General features: G+C 72.4%; 14 protein-coding genes. 9 read left to right on the top strand and 5 right to left on the bottom strand.

Features of this window, described 5'->3' with window-relative positions; all coding sequences use genetic code 11:
- Window positions 1–76: 76 nt before the first annotated feature.
- Complete coding sequence (locus ACIGXP_RS05600) at window positions 77–2,869, bottom strand: DEAD/DEAH box helicase (RefSeq protein WP_399764860.1); 2,793 nt, start codon at window positions 2,867–2,869, stop codon at window positions 77–79.
- A 504-nt stretch (window positions 2,870–3,373) separates the two neighbouring features.
- On the opposite strand from ACIGXP_RS05600, the gene ACIGXP_RS05605 reads away from it, so the two are divergent.
- Window positions 3,374–4,120: a ferritin-like fold-containing protein gene (locus ACIGXP_RS05605; RefSeq protein ID WP_399764319.1), complete on the top strand. Its 747-nt coding sequence runs from the start codon at window positions 3,374–3,376 to the stop codon at window positions 4,118–4,120.
- 101 nt (window positions 4,121–4,221) lie between these two features.
- Here the strand turns inward: ACIGXP_RS05605 and ACIGXP_RS05610 are convergent, their stop codons facing one another.
- The 4 genes from ACIGXP_RS05610 to ACIGXP_RS05625 form a co-directional block, all read right to left on the bottom strand.
- Window positions 4,222–4,488, bottom strand: a complete 267-nt coding sequence (locus tag ACIGXP_RS05610; protein ID WP_399764322.1) for a hypothetical protein — start codon at window positions 4,486–4,488, stop codon at window positions 4,222–4,224.
- A 170-nt stretch (window positions 4,489–4,658) separates the two neighbouring features.
- Complete coding sequence (locus tag ACIGXP_RS05615; protein ID WP_225827234.1) at window positions 4,659–4,886, bottom strand: DUF3107 domain-containing protein; 228 nt, start codon at window positions 4,884–4,886, stop codon at window positions 4,659–4,661.
- A gap of 134 nt (window positions 4,887–5,020) precedes the next feature.
- Window positions 5,021–5,662: a TetR/AcrR family transcriptional regulator gene (locus tag ACIGXP_RS05620; protein WP_363216043.1), complete on the bottom strand. Its 642-nt coding sequence runs from the start codon at window positions 5,660–5,662 to the stop codon at window positions 5,021–5,023.
- 157 nt (window positions 5,663–5,819) lie between these two features.
- Complete coding sequence (locus ACIGXP_RS05625; protein WP_363216044.1) at window positions 5,820–6,044, bottom strand: hypothetical protein; 225 nt, start codon at window positions 6,042–6,044, stop codon at window positions 5,820–5,822.
- A 242-nt stretch (window positions 6,045–6,286) separates the two neighbouring features.
- Here ACIGXP_RS05625 and ACIGXP_RS05630 point away from each other — a divergent pair, with 242 nt between their 5' ends.
- The 8 genes from ACIGXP_RS05630 (at window position 6,287) to ACIGXP_RS05665 (ending at window position 16,560) form a co-directional block, all read left to right on the top strand.
- Window positions 6,287–7,270 carry an alpha/beta fold hydrolase gene (locus ACIGXP_RS05630; protein WP_399764327.1) on the top strand — a complete coding sequence of 328 codons (984 nt, stop codon included), beginning with the start codon at window positions 6,287–6,289 and terminating at the stop codon, window positions 7,268–7,270.
- 7 nt (window positions 7,271–7,277) lie between these two features.
- Complete coding sequence (locus ACIGXP_RS05635; RefSeq protein ID WP_399764330.1) at window positions 7,278–8,993, top strand: DUF3152 domain-containing protein; 1,716 nt, start codon at window positions 7,278–7,280, stop codon at window positions 8,991–8,993.
- Between the two features lie 56 nt (window positions 8,994–9,049).
- Window positions 9,050–9,145, top strand: coding sequence for an Ms4533A family Cys-rich leader peptide (locus ACIGXP_RS05640; RefSeq protein ID WP_363216047.1), 96 nt, complete (start codon window positions 9,050–9,052; stop codon window positions 9,143–9,145).
- A gap of 181 nt (window positions 9,146–9,326) precedes the next feature.
- Window positions 9,327–11,045 carry an ABC transporter substrate-binding protein gene (locus tag ACIGXP_RS05645; protein ID WP_399764863.1) on the top strand — a complete coding sequence of 573 codons (1,719 nt, stop codon included), beginning with the start codon at window positions 9,327–9,329 and terminating at the stop codon, window positions 11,043–11,045.
- Window positions 11,046–11,049: 4 nt separating this feature from the next.
- The gene (locus ACIGXP_RS05650; RefSeq protein WP_399764333.1) at window positions 11,050–12,069 is read left to right on the top strand and encodes an ABC transporter permease; all 1,020 of its coding nucleotides are present in this window, start codon (window positions 11,050–11,052) and stop codon (window positions 12,067–12,069) included.
- Window positions 12,066–13,064, top strand: a complete 999-nt coding sequence (locus ACIGXP_RS05655) for an ABC transporter permease (protein ID WP_363218342.1) — start codon at window positions 12,066–12,068, stop codon at window positions 13,062–13,064. Before ACIGXP_RS05650 ends, ACIGXP_RS05655 begins: the two co-directional genes overlap by 4 nt.
- Complete coding sequence (locus ACIGXP_RS05660; RefSeq protein WP_399764337.1) at window positions 13,061–14,653, top strand: dipeptide ABC transporter ATP-binding protein; 1,593 nt, start codon at window positions 13,061–13,063, stop codon at window positions 14,651–14,653. Before ACIGXP_RS05655 ends, ACIGXP_RS05660 begins: the two co-directional genes overlap by 4 nt.
- A gap of 200 nt (window positions 14,654–14,853) precedes the next feature.
- Window positions 14,854–16,560: a DUF3492 domain-containing protein gene (locus tag ACIGXP_RS05665; RefSeq protein ID WP_399764340.1), complete on the top strand. Its 1,707-nt coding sequence runs from the start codon at window positions 14,854–14,856 to the stop codon at window positions 16,558–16,560.
- The last annotated feature ends 144 nt before the right edge of the window (window positions 16,561–16,704 follow it).

A 16,704-nucleotide genomic window follows, 5' to 3' on the forward strand; every position in this document is an offset into this window, starting at 1 on the left:
GGCGCGGGGAGCCGTGGGAAAACGGGACGGCCCGGTCCACCTGAGTGGACCGGGCCGTCGGTGACGATGTGCCGGATCAGCCTTCGACGGCCTCGACGGCCGCCGTGGCCTTGCGGGTACGTCGGCGCGGCTTGGCCTCGGGCTCCTCGGTCGCCTGGGCGGGGATCTCCGCAGTGGCAGCCTTGCGGGTCCGTCGCGGCTTGACCTCGGCTTCCGGGGCGTCCGGTGCGGCTGCGGCGGTCTTCCGCGTGCGGCGCGGCTCGGCCTCCGTGCCTTCGGCGGTGTCGACAGCGGCGGCGGCGGTCTTCCGGGCACGACGGGGCTTGACCTCGGCCTCGGGGGCCTCGGCCGTCTCCGGCGCGGCAGCGGCAGCCTTGCGGGTCCGTCGCGGCTTGGCCTCGGCCTCGGGGGCGTCCGGTGCGGCTGCGGCGGTCTTGCGCGTGCGGCGGGGCTTGGCCTCCGTGGCTTCCGCCGTGTCCGCTGCGGCCTCGGCGGCAGCCGCCGTCTTCCGCGTGCGGCGCGGCTTGGCCTCGACGGCCTCGGCGGTGTCCACCGCGGCCTCGGCCGCGGCTGCCGTCTTGCGCGTGCGGCGCGGCTTGGTCGCCGGGGCGGGCTCCTCCGTCGGGACCTGGGCCACGACGGACGCGGCCTCGGCGACCGGCTCCGCTGCCTTGCGGGTGCGGCGGCGGGGCTTGGCCTCCGTGGCCTCTGCCGTCTCCACGGCGGCTTCGGCGGCTGCGGCGGTCTTCCGGGTCCGGCGGGGCTTGGCCTCGACGGTCTCGGCGGTGTCCGCGGCCGTCTCGGCGGCAGCAGCCGTCTTGCGGGTGCGGCGCGGCTTGGCCTCGGCCTCGGGGGCTTCCGGCGCCGTGGCGGCGGTCTTCCGCGCGCGGCGGGGCTTGGCCTCCGTGGCCTCTGCCGTGTCCGCTGCGGCCTCGGCGGCAGCCGCCGTCTTCCGCGTGCGGCGCGGCTTGGCCTCGACGGCCTCGGCGGTGTCCACCGCGGCCTCGGCCGCGGCTGCGGCGGTCTTCCGGGTCCGGCGGGGCTTGGCCTCGACGGTCTCGACGGTCTCGGCGGTGTCCGCGGCCGTCTCGGCGGCAGCAGCCGTCTTGCGGGTGCGGCGGCGGGGCTTGGCCTCGGTGGTCTCGGCCGTCGGCTCCGGCGCGGGGCTGTCCTCGACCGCGGGGGCCGGAACCACGGGCTCGGGCCGCGCCGGTACCTCCGTGACCGAGGTCTCCGTCGACGCCGCTACCTCCGCGACCGCGGACTCCGTCGGCTGCGGGGCCTGGGTGTCCGTGTTCCTGCGGGTGCGGCGGCGGCGCGGCTTCGCCGTGGCCTCCTGCTCGGGCGCGGTCGGCGCGGGCGCGCCCTCCGCCGTGTCGAGCGACTCGACGGCGGCCTCGGCCGCTGCCGGCTGCGCCGGGGCACCGGCGCGCGTACGGCGACGGCGGCGCAGGGTGCGGGGAGCCTGGGACTCCTCCACGCCGGCGGTGTCCGCGGTGCCGGCCTCGGCGGTCGGCGCCGCGGGGGCCGTAGCGGCGTCGACGGGTGCTCCACCGCGGGTACGGCGGCGACGGCGCGGGGTGCGGCTCGTACGCTCGCGCTCGGCGGTGCCGGCCTCGGGACGGCCACCGCGCTCGGGCCGGCCACCACGACCGCGACCGCGTGCGCCACGCCCGCCGGTCTCGCCCAGGTCCTCCAGCTCCTCCGCGTCGAGCCCGGCACGGGTCCGCTCCGAGCGCGGCAGGGTGCCCTTGGTGCCCTCGGGGATGCCGAGGTCGGAGAACAGGTGCGGGGACGAGGAGTACGTCTCCACCGGGTCGTTGAAGTCCAGCTCCAGCGCCTTGTTGATCAGCTGCCAGCGCGGGATGTCGTCCCAGTCGACGAACGTGATCGCCGTACCCTTGGCGCCCGCGCGGCCCGTACGGCCGACCCGGTGCAGGTACGTCTTCTCGTCCTCGGGGGACTGGTAGTTGATGACGTGGGTCACGCCTTCGACGTCGATGCCGCGCGCGGCGACGTCGGTGCAGACGAGGACGTCGACCTTGCCGTTGCGGAAGGCGCGCAGCGCCTGCTCGCGGGCGCCCTGCCCGAGGTCGCCGTGGACCGCGCCGGAGGCGAAGCCGCGGCGCTGCAGCTGCTCGGCGATGTCGGCGGCCGTGCGCTTGGTCCGGCAGAAGATCATCGCAAGGCCGCGGCCCTCGGCCTGCAGGATGCGGGCGACCATCTCCGGCTTGTCCATGTTGTGCGCGCGGTAGACGAACTGCTTGATGTTCGCGACCGTCGCGCCCTCGTCGTCCGGCGCGGTGGCGCGGATGTGCGTGGGCCGCGACATGTAGCGCCGCGCCAGCCCGATGACCGCACCCGGCATGGTCGCCGAGAACAGCATCGTCTGGCGCTTGACCGGCAGCATGTCGATGATCTTCTCGACGTCGGGCAGGAAGCCCAGGTCGAGCATCTCGTCGGCCTCGTCGAGGACCAGGCACTTGACGTGCTTCAGGTTGAGCTTCTTCTGGCCCGCGAGGTCGAGGAGCCGGCCCGGGGTGCCGACGACCACGTCGACGCCCTTCTTCAGGGCCTCGACCTGGGGCTCGTAGGCCCGGCCGCCGTAGATCGCGGCCACGCGCACGTTACGGACCTTGCCCGCGGTCAGCAGGTCGTTCGTGACCTGGGTGCACAGCTCGCGCGTGGGGACGACGACGAGGGCCTGCGGGGCGTCGGTGAGGGCCTCGGGGGCGGCGCGTCCGGCCTCGACGTCGGCGGGGACGGTGACGCGCTCGAGGAGCGGAAGACCGAAGCCCAGCGTCTTGCCGGTGCCGGTCTTGGCCTGGCCGATGACGTCCGTGCCGGAAAGGGCGACGGGGAGCGTCATCTCCTGGATGGGGAAGGGGGTGATGATGCCGACGGCTTCCAGGGCCTCGGCGGTCTCGGGGAGGATCCCAAGTTCGCGGAACGTCGTAGTCAGGGTCATGCCTCTTCTGTGTGCGCGGTGCGAGGCGAGCGCGGGGGTCGTGTGCGACCGTGCCGGGGACGTCGGCTGCCGTACGGGCGAACCATTCAAGGCAAGCCGTATGACACGGGACCTCTGCCGACGCTCTAGCGCTCGTACCGCTGAGGGTGTCCCTCCGGTCGTCGTACGTACTCTCACGTACGGCCAGGGAGGGCTGTCGGGTCGGAGCCGATCGGGCCACCGACCGGGCATCCTCATGCGTGCGCCCTGTCGGGAGACGTCGAACATCGTCAACGCACTCTGGCAGGCGCATTACCACCATACCCCGGATTCGCGCACATGCGATGGCCGATTTGGTCACGTCATGGTCGTCACAGTGGTTGACCAGGGACTCCGAGGAGGGCCGAGCGGGCTATTGTGCGGCTCATGACTAGCTCTGACAAGCCTGAGAACGGGTCCGCCGCCTCCGCCGAACCCACCGGTGTCGCTGCCCAGGACTGGGCGCAGGCCTCCGCCGACCCGCAGTACCGCGCCGCCGTCGTGGATCTGCTCGGCGCGCTCGCGTACGGGGAGCTGGCGGCGTTCGAGCGGCTCGCGGAGGACGCGAAGCTGGCTCCGACCCTTGCGGACAAGGCGGAGCTGGCGAAGATGGCCTCGGCCGAGTTCCACCACTTCGAGCGGCTGCGGGACCGGCTCACCGAGATCGGCGAGGAGCCGACCGCCGCGATGGACCCGTTCGTCGCGGCCCTGGACGGCTTCCACCGGCAGACCGCGCCCTCGGACTGGCTGGAGGGCCTGGTCAAGGCGTACGTGGGCGACTCGATCGCGAGTGACTTCTACCGGGAGGTCGCGGCGCGTCTCGACTCCGACACGCGGGAACTCGTTCTCGCCGTTCTCGACGACACCGGGCACGCCGGGTTCGCGGTGGAGAAGGTGCGGGCCGCCATCGACGCCGACCCGCGCGTGGGCGGCCGGCTGGCGCTGTGGGCGCGGCGGCTGATGGGCGAGGCGCTGTCGCAGTCCCAGCGGGTGGTCGCGGACCGGGACGCGCTGTCGACGATGCTCGTGGGCGGGGTGGCCGACGGGTTCGATCTCGCGGAGGTCGGGAAGATGTTCTCGCGGATCACCGAGGCGCACACGAAGCGGATGGCTGCACTGGGCCTCGCGGCCTGAGCGCCGGTGCGCTCCGTGGGGGCGGGTGCGGCGATGTGCGCGACTGCAGGTGCGGTGTGGTTTCTCGCGCAGTTCCCCGCGCCCCTTCGGGGCGCTTCCGGCTACGCCGTCGCTGATCGGCGCAGCCTCCCCGCCGGGCGGAGCAGGAGGGACAGCGACGCCGCGGAGATGATCGCGGCGCCCAGGAGGCTGGACCAGGTGGGGGCTGAGCCGAGGGCGGTGTGGGTGACGAAGTCGCCGAACAGGGCCCCCGCGATGCCCGTCGAGAGGACCAGCGGGCGGGCCGGCAGCCGGTGCGACAGGCGGTACGCCGCGATCAGGGCGAGGGTCAGACCGAGCACTGCGGAGCCGAGTGCTTCCAGGATCATGTCGGGGTCCCTCCCACGGCCGGTCTGCCTTGAACGGTCGTAGCCCGTCATACCCGTGACCTGCGGAGCACAATCCTCCGCTGTGGAGAAGTTGTGCGCCACCTGTGTGCGTCGTGCATGCGCGAGGGCCCGGCGGCAACAGGCCGCCGGGCCCTTCTCACGAGGTCGGCCTACAGCGCGCCGAACCCCACCTTGCGCACGGTCGGCTCGCCGATCTCCACGTACGCCAGACGGTCGGTCGGCACCAGGACCTTGCGGCCCTTCTCGTCCTGGAGGCTCAGCAGCTGCGTCTTGCCGGACAGCGCCTCCGACACCAGGCGCTCGACCTCCTCGACGCTCTGACCGCTCTCCAGAACGATCTCGCGGGGCGCGTGCTGCACGCCGATCTTGACCTCCACGGCTTTGTCCCTCCGACGGTCAGTGATGTGCGCGATCTTCCGCGCCGTACCCAGGACACATTAGTCCGGTGAGGGGACGTACACGCTGCGGGCCGGAACGCCGTCAGCGAACAGCGGACGGGAACGAACGGCCGTCAGTGGTGTTCGCTGCCGTGCAGCGGGAAGCCGGCGATGCCCCGCCAGGCCAGCGACGTCAGCAGCTGCACCGCCTGTTCGCGCGGCACGCTGCGGTCGCTGTGCAGCCAGGAGCGGGCCACCACCTGGGCGAGACCGCCGAGGCCGGAGGCGAGCAGCATCGACTCCGCGCGTGAGAGGCCGGTGTCCTCGGCGATGACGTCGCAGATCGCCTCGGCACAGTCGTTGGTGACCTTGTCGACGCGCTCGCGCACCGCCGGCTCGTTCGTCAGGTCCGACTCGAAGACCAGCCGGAAGGCGCCGCCGTCGTCCTCGACGTACGCGAAATAGGCGTCCATGGTGGCCCGGACCCGCTGCTTGTTGTCGGTCGTCGACGCCAGCGCGCTGCGCACGGACTGGATCAGCGACTCGCAGTGCTGGTCCAACAGGGCGAGGTAGAGGTCGAGCTTGCCGGGGAAGTGCTGGTAGAGCACCGGCTTGCTGACGCCGGCCCGCTCGGCGATGTCGTCCATCGCGGCCGCGTGATAGCCCTGCGCGACGAAAACCTCCTGAGCGGCGCCCAGCAGCTGGTTCCGTCGGGCTCGGCGCGGCAGACGGGTGCCACGTGGGCGTACCGCCTCAGTTTGCTCGATGGCTGTCACGCCGCCTCCCAAAGTCGTCCATATCGCGGTGTCAGCCGCGTCGCCATCGTACTTTTCGGTAACCGTGGCGTGCGCGGTGCGTGCGCAGAATTTCACGTACCGGACGGCGGCGAAAGCGGCAGTGTGCCCCTGGTGCGGTCGCGGGAGTGCGCCGACGTCAGCGGTAGTCGTCCTCGTCGAGTGAGACCACGCGCGTTTGTTCGACCAGATCGGCCTCGTTCGCGCGCTCCGGATCCACTCCCGTCAGGGGGTCGTCCCGGTCCGGCCTGATGTCGGCGTGCTGCTCGGCGGCGTCCACCTCGGGGGCCTCCACATCGATCTCCGGGGCCGTGTCGACCTCCAGTTCGTCGATCGCGTCGGGCTCGGTCGGGTCATAGGCCATGGTGGGCTCCCTTCCTACGAACGTCCCTGGAAGAAGCAGGGGCCACATGCGGGTGCCCTCTGTATGAGCCTAGGAGACAGCAGATCCGGACGCCATGCCGTCTCGTCCGTTCTTGCCCCTGTTCACCGCTCGCGGACGGCCCGCGCGCTGTCCGCGCTCATTCCGGTTCACCCGTCACCCACGGTTCATTCTGTGACGGCCACCACACGAACCTCGGCGTGATCACCTCGTAACATTGCCGCATGTCTTCGACCGAGTCGCCGTCCGTGTCGGCCGCCAGTGTGCTTCCGAAGGTGGCACCCGTCCGGGTCGCGGAGGGCGAACGGCTGCGGTCCGTGGGACTGCCCGGGGTCACCCTGTCGATCCGGTCCCGCCCGCCGGCGCGCGAGGGCCTGCCGCCCGCCCTGTACGTGCACGGGCTCGGCGGCTCCTCGCAGAACTGGTCGGCGCTGATGGCCGAGCTGGACGGCGTCGTGGACAGCGAGGCGGTCGACCTGCCGGGCTTCGGCGACTCCCCGCCCCCGGACGACGGGAACTACTCCGTCACCGGGCACGCGCGCGCGGTGATCCGTTATCTCGACGCGGCCGGGCGCGGCCCGGTCCACCTGTTCGGCAACTCGCTCGGCGGCGCGGTCGCCACGCGCGTGGCCGCCGTACGACCCGACCTGGTCCGCACGCTCACCCTGGTGTCGCCCGCCCTGCCGGAGCTGCGCATCCAGCGCACCGCGGCGCCGACCGCACTGCTCGGGGTGCCCGGTGTCGCCGCCCTGTTCACCCGGTTGACCAAGGGGTGGACCGCTGAACAGCGGGTGCGCGGGGTCCTGGCGCTCTGTTACGGCGACCCCGCGCGCGTGTCGCCCGAGGCGTTCCGGCACGCCGTGGAGGAGCTGGAGCGGCGGCTGCAGCTGCCGTACTTCTGGGATGCGATGGCCCGCTCCGCGCGCGGGATCGTCAACGCCTACACGCTCGGCGGACAGCACGGCCTGTGGCGCCAGGCCGAGCGCGTGCTCGCGCCGACCCTGCTCATCTACGGCGGCCGCGACCAGCTGATCGGCTTCCGCATGGCCCACCGGGCCGCCCGAGCCTTCCGCGACTCCCGCCTGCTGTCCCTGCCGGACGCCGGGCACGTGGCGATGATGGAGTATCCGGAGGTGGTGGCCACGGCGTTCCGGGAACTCCTCGCGGCGACCGGGGACGGCGGCACCGATTCGGGCGCGGGGAGCTGAGGCCGGCGTGGGACGCCACAGCCGCCGGGGTCCGGCCCCCAAGGGCGACGCCGCGGACACAACCGCCAGGCGCAGCGAACAGCAGGGCACCCGCCCGGGTGACGGCGGGGACATTCCGGTCCAGAGCGGCGGACAACCACGGTTGCCGGGGCAACGCCAGGGGTCGCAGGGGCAGCGCCCCGTGCCGCAGGGCCGGCGTCAGGCGCCGATGGGCGGGGCGGGTGCCGCCGCCGGCCATCCGCCGCGCGCCCCCCAGGGGCCGGCGACGTTCCCGGACGGCACTCCGGTTCACGGAGTACCGCGTCTCGGCGACGGCTTGCCCCCGCGTGGTGTGTCCGGCTTCGGCGAGGGCACGCCTGCCCACGGTGTGCCGCGTCTTCCCGACGGCACGCCGGGGCATGGTGTCCCGAGGCTTCCGGACGGCACGCCCACGCAGGGTGTGCCGAGGCTTGCTGACGGCACCCCGGCTCACGGAGTGCCGCGTTTCGGTGATGGCACCCCCGCTCACGGCATGCCCAGGCGCCCCGACGGCACCTCCGCACACGGTGCGCCCCGCCTTCATGAGGGTGCCCCCGCGCGTGGTGGGCACCCCGAGCAGCGGGAAGCCGGGGGCGGCTGGGGGCAGTTCGCGGGGGCGTCCGGTCCAGGCGGCGCGCTGCCGCAGCAGCGGCCGGCGGGGCAGGGGTCCGGCACGGGGCCCCGGCAGGAGTACCTCGACGCCTTCGCCGACGGGCGCGCCGGCGCTCTCGGCGCCGAGGACGACGTCGATGTCTTCGCGCCCCGCGTGGGGAAGCCCCGCCCCGCCGAGCAGCACCCAACCGACGCGCCGGAGGCGGACGGCCACGGCGACAGCGCCCCGCCGGGGGCGCGGGGAACCGCGCGGGCGACCGCACCGCAGCCGCAGCCGCTGGACGGCGGTACCGCCCCCCAGGGAACGCCGCGCGCCCGGACCTTCACCGGCATTGCCGCGGCCGCCGTCACCACGGTGCTCGCGGTGGTCGTCGCCGGACAGGTGACCGAGTCGCGCGACGGCGGCTCCGTACCGTCGCACTCCGCCACCGACCAGGCCCGTGACGCAGGCCCCGGCGGACAGACCCCGTCGGCCTCGCCGGGCACGACCACGCTGTCGTACGAGCAGAAGATGGGCCGGACCTACCCGCTCAGCGCCACGATGAAGGGGCCGGGGAAGTTCGACGCGGTGCCCGGTTTCGCCAAGGCGCCCGGCAAGGGGCAGAAGTACACCTACCGCGTGGACGTCGAGCAGGGTCTGGGGCTGGACGGCGAGCTGTTCGCCGAGGCCGTGCAGAAGACCCTGAACGACGACCGCAGTTGGGCCCACGGCGGTGCCCGTACCTTCGAGCGGATCTCCTCCGGCAAGCCCGACTTCGTGATCACGCTCGCCAGTCCCGGTACGACCGCCAAGTGGTGCGCCAAGTCCGGGCTGGACACCACGGAGGACAACGTCTCCTGTGACTCGGCCGCCACCGAACGCGTGATGATCAATGCGTACAGATGGGCCCAGGGAAGCAAGACGTACGGGGACAAAATCCATGCCTACCGGCTGATGTTGATCAACCACGAGGTCGGTCACCGGCTCGGCCACGGCCATGTGACGTGCCAGAAGGACGGCGAACTCGCCCCCGTCATGCAGCAGCAGACCAAGTTCCTGAACCATGACGGAATCCACTGTCTGCCCAACCCCTGGCCGTATCCCACGAGTTGACTGGTCCCGCTCATGTCACATTGACATGAGCCGTAAGTTCGTTCATATTTCTGCGCATGTGGTCTAGTCATGCCGTCTCTGAGAGCGCCGCCATCGAGCTGGCGCTCATCGGTGTGACCGCACTCTGCGTGGCCGACATCCACTGTCGCTGACGCCGCCTCCCTGGCGTTCGCGTCGCGATCCTTCTCCTCTTTCTGCATCGTGACTCGGTCACGGACCGCATCCGTGACCGAGTCACGGATTTTTCGACGACCCGACGCCGAGGCTGACGTCTGCCCGTAATCGTCTCACTCCTCGTCCATGAGTCTCAGTATCCGAGAGGTCGTCATTCCGATGCGTCAACCGTCCGTCGTAGCGCGCCGCGTGGCAGCGGCATCCGTCAGCCTGGTCGTGGCAGCGGGCGCCGCCGCCTGCGGCCCGAAGGACAACGATGCCAAGGGCTCCGGCGGCGACTCGGCGCCCCGCAAGGGCGGCACGCTGACGGTGCTGAACTCCGAGCCGCAGACCGACTTCGACCCCGCCCGCCTCTACACCTCCGGCGGCGGAAACGTCCCTTCGCTGGTCTTCCGCACCCTCACCACGCGCAACCGCGAGAACGGAGCGGCCGGCGCCAAGGTCGTCCCCGACCTCGCCACCGACACCGGACGCCCCAGCAAGAACGCGACCGTGTGGACGTACACCCTGAAGAAGGGCCTCAAGTTCGAGGACGGCACGCCGATCACCTCCGCCGACATCAAGTACGGCATCGAGCGCTCCTTCGCCCCCGAACTCTCCGGCGGCGCGCCCTACTTGAGGGACTGGCTGGTCGGCGCGGCCCACTACCAGGGGCCCTACAAGGACAAGAAGGGTCTCTCGGCGATCGAGACACCGGATGCGCGGACCATCGTCTTCCATCTGAACAAGCCCGAGGGCGAGTTCCCGTTCCTCGCCACGCAGACGCAGTTCGCCCCCGTGCCCAAGAGCAAGGACAACGGCACCAAGTACGAGGAGCACCCGGTCTCGTCCGGCCCGTACAAGGTCGTCAAGAACGAGAACGACGGCGAGCACGTGCTCCTTACGCGCAACACGAACTGGTCGGCGGTCACCGACGACGAGCGCAAGGCCTACCCGGACACCATCGACGTCCGCTCCGGGCTGGACTCCTCCGTGATCAACCAGCGGCTGTCCGCGTCCCGGGGTGCGGACGCGGCCGCGGTCACCACGGACACCAACCTCGGTCCGGCCGAGCTCGCCAAGGTCGGCGGTGACAAGGAACTGGCCGCGCGCGTGGGCACCGGCCACTTCGGCTACACCGACTACATCGCGTTCAACCCGACCGTGAAGCCGTTCGACAACCCCAAGGTGCGGCAGGCGATCGCCTACGCCGTCGACCGGTCCTCGGTGGTCAACGCGGCCGGCGGCAGCGCGCTCGCCGAGCCCGCCACCACCTTCCTGCCGAACCAGAAGTCCTTCGGTTACACGCCGTACGACCCGTTCCCGGCCGGTGCCTCCGGCAACCCGGCCAAGGCCAAGGAACTGCTCGCCCAGGCCGGTCACAAGAGCGGGCTCACGGTGACGCTGACCCACTCCAACGCCAAGGACTTCGAGACCAGTCCGGAGATCGCGACCGCCGTCCAGGACGCGCTCAAGAAGGCCGGCATCACGGTCAAGCTGCAGGGCCTGGAGGACAACGACTACCGGGACAAGATCCACAGCGTGAAGACCGAGCCCGGTTTCTTCCTCGCGCACTGGGGTGCCGACTGGCCTTCCGGCGGTCCCTTCCTCGCCCCGATCTTCGACGGCCGGCAGATCGTCAAGGACGGCGCGAACTTCAACACGGGCCTGCTCGACGACACGTCGGTCAATGACGAGATTGACGCGATCAACAAGTTGACCGACCTCGACGCCGCCGCCAAGCGGTGGGGTGCACTGGACAAGAAGATCGGCGACAAGGCCCTCGTCGTGCCGCTGTTCCACCCGGTCTACAAGCGCCTGTACGGCTCGGACGTCAAGAACGTCGTCATCAGCGACTGGACCGGCGTCCTCGACATCTCCCAGGTCGCGGTGAAGTAGCGCCGTGAGCGAGGCACTTGTCGCCGTCGGGACCGCCGGGACGGACACTGCCGTCCCGGCGGTCCCGGGGGCCCGTCGGTTCTGGCGGCGGCTGCGGGCGCAGCGCGCCGCCCTGGTCGCCGCGGCCGTGGTCGCGCTGCTGGTCCTGATCGCGCTCGCCGCGCCGCTGCTCACCGCGCTGGAGGGCCAGGACCCCACCTCGTACCACCCGTCCCTGATCGACTCCGCGCGCGGCGGCGTGCCCGTCGGCTCCTTCGGCGGCATGAGCGCCGACCACTGGCTTGGCGTCGAACCCCAGACCGGCCGCGACATGTTCGCGCGGCTGGTGTACGGGGCGCGGGTGTCGCTGGGGGTGGCGCTGGCGGCGACGGCGGTGCAGGTCGCCATCGGGGTCGCTGTCGGTGTGGCCTCGGCGCTCGGCAGCCGATGGGTTGATCAACTGTTGAGCCGGGCCACGGACGTCATCGTCGCCATGCCGCTGATGATCATGGCGCTGGCGCTGCTGGCGATCGTGCCGTCGAGCTTTCCGCGGCCCGTCCTCGTCACCCTTGTCATCGGCCTGATCGGCTGGGGCAGCATCGCGAAGATCGTGCGCGCCCAGACGCTCACCCTGAAGGGGCTCGACTACGTCTTCGCCGCCCGTCTGAGCGGCTGGAGCGCCTGGCGGGTCGCCCGCCGCGAACTGCTGCCCGGTCTCGCGGCGCCCGTCATCACGTACGCCGCGCTGCTGGTGCCCACGAACATCTCCGTCGAGGCGGCCCTGTCCTTCCTCGGTGTCGGCGTCAAACCGCCCACTCCGTCCTGGGGACAGATGCTGACCGCCGCCGACGTCTGGTACCAGGCCGCGCCCCAGTACCTGCTGCTGCCGGCCGGCGCCCTGTTCGTCACCGTCCTCGCCCTCACCGTCCTCGGCGACGGCGTGCGCACCGCCCTCGACCCGCGCGCCGCCTCCCGCCTGCGCGTCGGCACCGGCCGCGCGGACTCCGCCACGCCCGGCGTACCCGAGAAGGAGGCATCCGCATGAGCGGCTTCGGCGGCTTCCTGCTGCGCCGTGCCGTCGGCACGGTGGTCACCCTGCTCGCCATCTCGGTGATCGTCTACGTCGTCTTCTACGTCACCCCCGGCGACGTCGCGCAGATCACCTGCGGCCCGCGCTGCTCGCCGGAACAGGTGCACCAGGTCGCCCGGCAGCTGAACCTCGGCGACCCGCTGTACCTGCGGTACTGGCACTTCCTGGAGGGCCTGTTCGCCGGCCAGGACTACTCCACGGGCACCTCGGTCGAGCACTGCGCCGCACCCTGCCTGGGGCAGTCGTACCAGACCGATCAGCAGGTGCTGGACATCATCTGGGCCAAGCTGCCGGTCAGCCTGTCGCTCGTGCTCGGCGCCATGGTGCTGTGGCTTCTCCTCGGCGTCGGCACCGGAGTGCTGTCCGCGTGGCGGCGCGGCCGGGTCTCCGAGCGTGTACTGACCGCCGTCACCCTCACGGGCGTGGCCACGCCCGTCTTCGTCATCGGCCTGGTGCTGATGATCGTCGTCTGTGGCGAACTGCAGCTGCTGCCCTTCCCCCAGTACGTGAACTTCACCGACGATCCCGAACAATGGGCGTGGAACCTGCTGCTGCCGTGGTTCTCCCTCGCCCTGATCGAGGCGGCCGCCTTCGCCCGCCTCACCCGGGCCTCGATGCTGGAGACCCTCGCCGAGGACCACATCCGCACCTTCCGGGCGTACGGCGTCGCCGAGCGGTCCGTCGTCGGACGGCACGCGCTGCGCGGCGCCCTCGCACCCGTGATCGCGCTGAACGCCAACAACGTCGGCTCGGCCGTCGGCGGCGCCGTCCTCACCGAGACCCTCTTCGGCCTGCCCGGCATCGGCCAGGAGCTGGTGCACGCGGTGAAGGTCGTCGACCTGCCGGTGGTCGTCGGCATGGTCCTCGTCATCGGCTTCTTCGTGGTCCTCGCCAACGCCGTCGCGGACGTCCTGTACGCGGTGGCCGACCGACGGGTGGTGCTCGCATGAGCCTGGTGGAAGTGACGGACCTGACCGTCGAGTTCGGCTCGCTGCGGGCCGTGGACGGGCTCTCCTTCAGCCTGGCCGAGGGCGCCGCACTCGCCCTCGTCGGCGAGTCCGGCTCCGGCAAGTCCACGGTCGCGGGCGCCCTGCTGGGCCTGCACCGGGGCACCGGGGCGCGGGTCACCGGCTCGGTGCGCGTCGCAGGCACCGACGTGCGGGAGGCCTCCGACGAGGAAGTGCGGCGGCTGCGCGGTGCCAGGGCCGCCATGGTCTTCCAGGACCCGCTGTCCTCGCTGGACCCGTACTACGCGATCGGTGACCAGATCGCCGAGGTCCACCGCGTCCACGCGCGCGTGTCGCGTCGTAGCGCACGCGCGCGTGCCGTGGAGGTACTGGAGCGAGTGGGAATTCCGGACGCGGCCCGGCGCTCCCGGTCCCGCCCGCACGAGTTCAGCGGCGGCATGCGCCAGCGCGCGCTCATCGCCATGGCACTCGCCTGCGAACCGGACCTGCTGATCGCCGACGAGCCGACCACCGCCCTCGACGTCACCGTCCAGGCCCAGATCCTCGACCTGCTGCACACCTTGCGCGAGGAGACCGGCATGGGCCTGCTGCTGGTCACCCATGACGTGGGCGTCGCCGCGGAGAGTGTGGACGACATCCTCGTCATGCGGCACGGCAGGGCGGTCGAGCACGGCCCGGTCGGCACGGTCCTCGCGGCGCCCGCCGAGGCGTACACCCGTGAACTGCTCGACGCGGTCCCGCGCGTGGACGCGCGCCGCACCGGCTCCCCGGCCACCGACGAGGTCGTACTGGAGGCCACCGGCCTGCGACGCGAGTTCGGGCGCGGCAAGCGGGCCTTCGCGGCCGTGGACGACGTCTCGGTGACCGTCCGGCGCGGCGAGACCCTCGGCGTGGTCGGCGAGAGCGGCAGCGGCAAGACCACCCTCGGCCGGATGCTCGTCGGGCTGCTGGAGCCCACCGCCGGCACGATCCGCCACGAGGGCCGCCCGCACACCGGCGTGAACCCGGCCGTCCAGATGGTCTTCCAGGACCCCGTCTCCTCCCTCAATCCGCGTCGCAGCGTGGGCGAGTCGATCGCCGATCCGCTACGCGCGCGTGGGGAACGCGATGAGGGGCGCATCCAGGGGCGCGTGCGGGAACTGCTGGAGCGCGTGGGGCTCGACAGGGCGCACTACGACCGCTACCCGCACGAGTTCAGCGGCGGACAGCGCCAGCGCATCGGCATCGCCCGCGCACTCGCCGCCGAACCGGGTGTCATCGTCTGCGACGAGCCCGTCTCCGCGCTCGACGTCACGACACAGGCACAGGTGGTCGAACTGCTCGGCGAACTCCAGCGGGAACTCGGCCTCGCCCTCGTCTTCATCGCGCACGACCTCGCCGTCGTACGGCAGGTGAGCGATCGCGTCGCGGTGATGCGCGGGGGCCGGGTCGTCGAGTACGGGCCGGCGGACGAGGTCTACGACAGCCCCCGCGAGCCCTACACCCGGCAGCTCCTGGACGCCGTACCGGCGCTCGACCCGGACCTGGCGGCCCGGCGGCGGGCAGCTCGCCGTGAACCGGCCGCGGCGTGACGTTTCGTGCACGGCTGACCGCGCTGTGAAACCCTAGCGCGGTCGAACGCGACCCGCACGCGAAAGTTACGCCCGTTCACCCCTTTTGGTGGCGCGATGGACAACCGTCCGTCGCGCCACCGCCTTGTCCCCTTACGTTCGTCCCGCTGCGAGCCGCCGGGCCAGGGCGGCTCACCGGACGGGAGATCGGGGGTGCACACGTGCGTATCGGACTGCTTACCGAGGGTGGCTACCCGTTTGTGGGCGGTGACGCCGGACTCTGGTGCGACCGGCTCGTGCGCGGGCTCGAGCAGCACGAGTTCGACATCTACGCGCTCAGCCGCAGCCGGCACCAGGAGGACGACGGCTGGGTCGCGCTCCCACCGCAGATCAGCGGGGTGCGCACGGCGCCGCTGTGGACGGCCGAGGACGACGGGGTCGCCCACGGGCGGCGCGCGCGCCGGCGCTTCACCGAGTGCTACGGCGAACTGGTCGCCGCGCTGTGCGCCGGTACCGGCGCCGATGCCGCCCCCGAGGAGGGGGCCACCGCTCTGGCGGACCGTTTCGGCAGCGCGCTGTACGGACTCGCCGAACTCGCCCGCGACAAGGGCGGGCTGGTCGGCGCCCTGCGCTCGGACGCCGCCGTGCGCACTCTCGAACGCGCCTGCCGCGCCCCCGGCGCGCTGCGCACGGCGCGCGAGGCGCGCGTACCCGAGCTGCTCACCGTCACCGCACACCTCGAACACGCCCTGCGCCCCCTCTCCCTCGACTGGTACGGCGACGACGGCCTCGGCGCGGCCGACCTCTGTCACGCCACCGCCGGCGGCTCGGCCGCCCTCCCCGGACTGCTCGCCCGGCACTTCTGCGACGTACCACTGCTCGTCACCGAGTACGGCGTCCCGCTCCGCTCGCACTATCTCGCCCTCGGCCCCGACACCGCCGCCCCCGCCGTACGCGCGCTGCTCGGCGCCTTCCACCGCCGGCTCGCCACCGAGGTGTACCGGCGGGCCGAGATCCTCACCCCCGGCAACGCCCACGCCCGCCGCTGGCAGGAACGGTGCGGCGCCGACCGCGCCAGGATCCGCACGGTCCACCCGGGCATGGACGCCGCTCGCTTCGCGGACGTCGGCGAGGCCCCGGACCGCGCCGACCCGGACACACTGGTGTGGGTCGGGCGCGTGGAACCCGCCAAGGACCTGATCTCGCTGCTGCACGCCTTCGCCGAGGTCCGCAAGGAGGAACCCGAGGCGCGCCTCAGGGTCGTCGGCACGCCCGCCGGCCCCGAGGGCGCGGCCTACCTCGGCCACTGTCGGGCGCTCGCCGCGCAGCTCTTCCCGGACGAGGCGGAGGGCATGCACGCCGTCGGGGACAACCCGGTCTCCTTCGAGGAGATCGGCGGCCCGGAGGCCCCCACGCTGCCCGACGCCTACGCCGCCGGCGCGGTCGTCGTGCTGTCCAGCGTGGTCGAGGGCTTCCCGGCCGGCCTCATCGAGGCCATGTTCTGCGGCCGGGCCACGGTGTCCACCGACGTCGGCGCGGTGGTCGAGGTCATCGGGGGCACGGGACTCGTCGTGCCGCCGCGCAATCCGCGGGCGCTCGCCGAGGCGTGCGTGGCCCTGCTGCGCGACCCCGAGCGCCGTGCGCGCCTGGGCGCCGCCGCGCGCGCCCGCGCGCTCGAACTGTTCACCGTCGAGCAGAACATCGCGGCGTTCCACGACATCTACCTGCAGATCGTCTCGCACTGTCCGGTCCGCAGGGTCGTCCTCGACGACACCGGCGAGCCACGGCCGTTCGCCACCCCCGCCGAGTCCCGCGTCCCCGGCCGCTGGACCGGCCCCACGGCCCGTGTCCTGCCCCGGACCGTCCCCGGCTGGGCCACGGCCCCGCCGGTACGCGCGACACCGCTGGCCGCTGCGGAGGGAGCGTGATGGACGTACGGAACGGACACGGAAGCGGTGCGACCGGTGAGCCGGGCGAGGGGGGTACGTCGGTGGGGCTGGACCGGCCCGGAAGGCCCAGCGGAGCCGAACCCTGGGACCTGCGGTCGGGGGAGTGGAGCAACCCGCCCGCCG

Origin of the sequence: Streptomyces sp. NPDC053069 (assembly GCF_044546895.1) — a bacterium.
Taxonomy (GTDB): domain Bacteria; phylum Actinomycetota; class Actinomycetes; order Streptomycetales; family Streptomycetaceae; genus Streptomyces.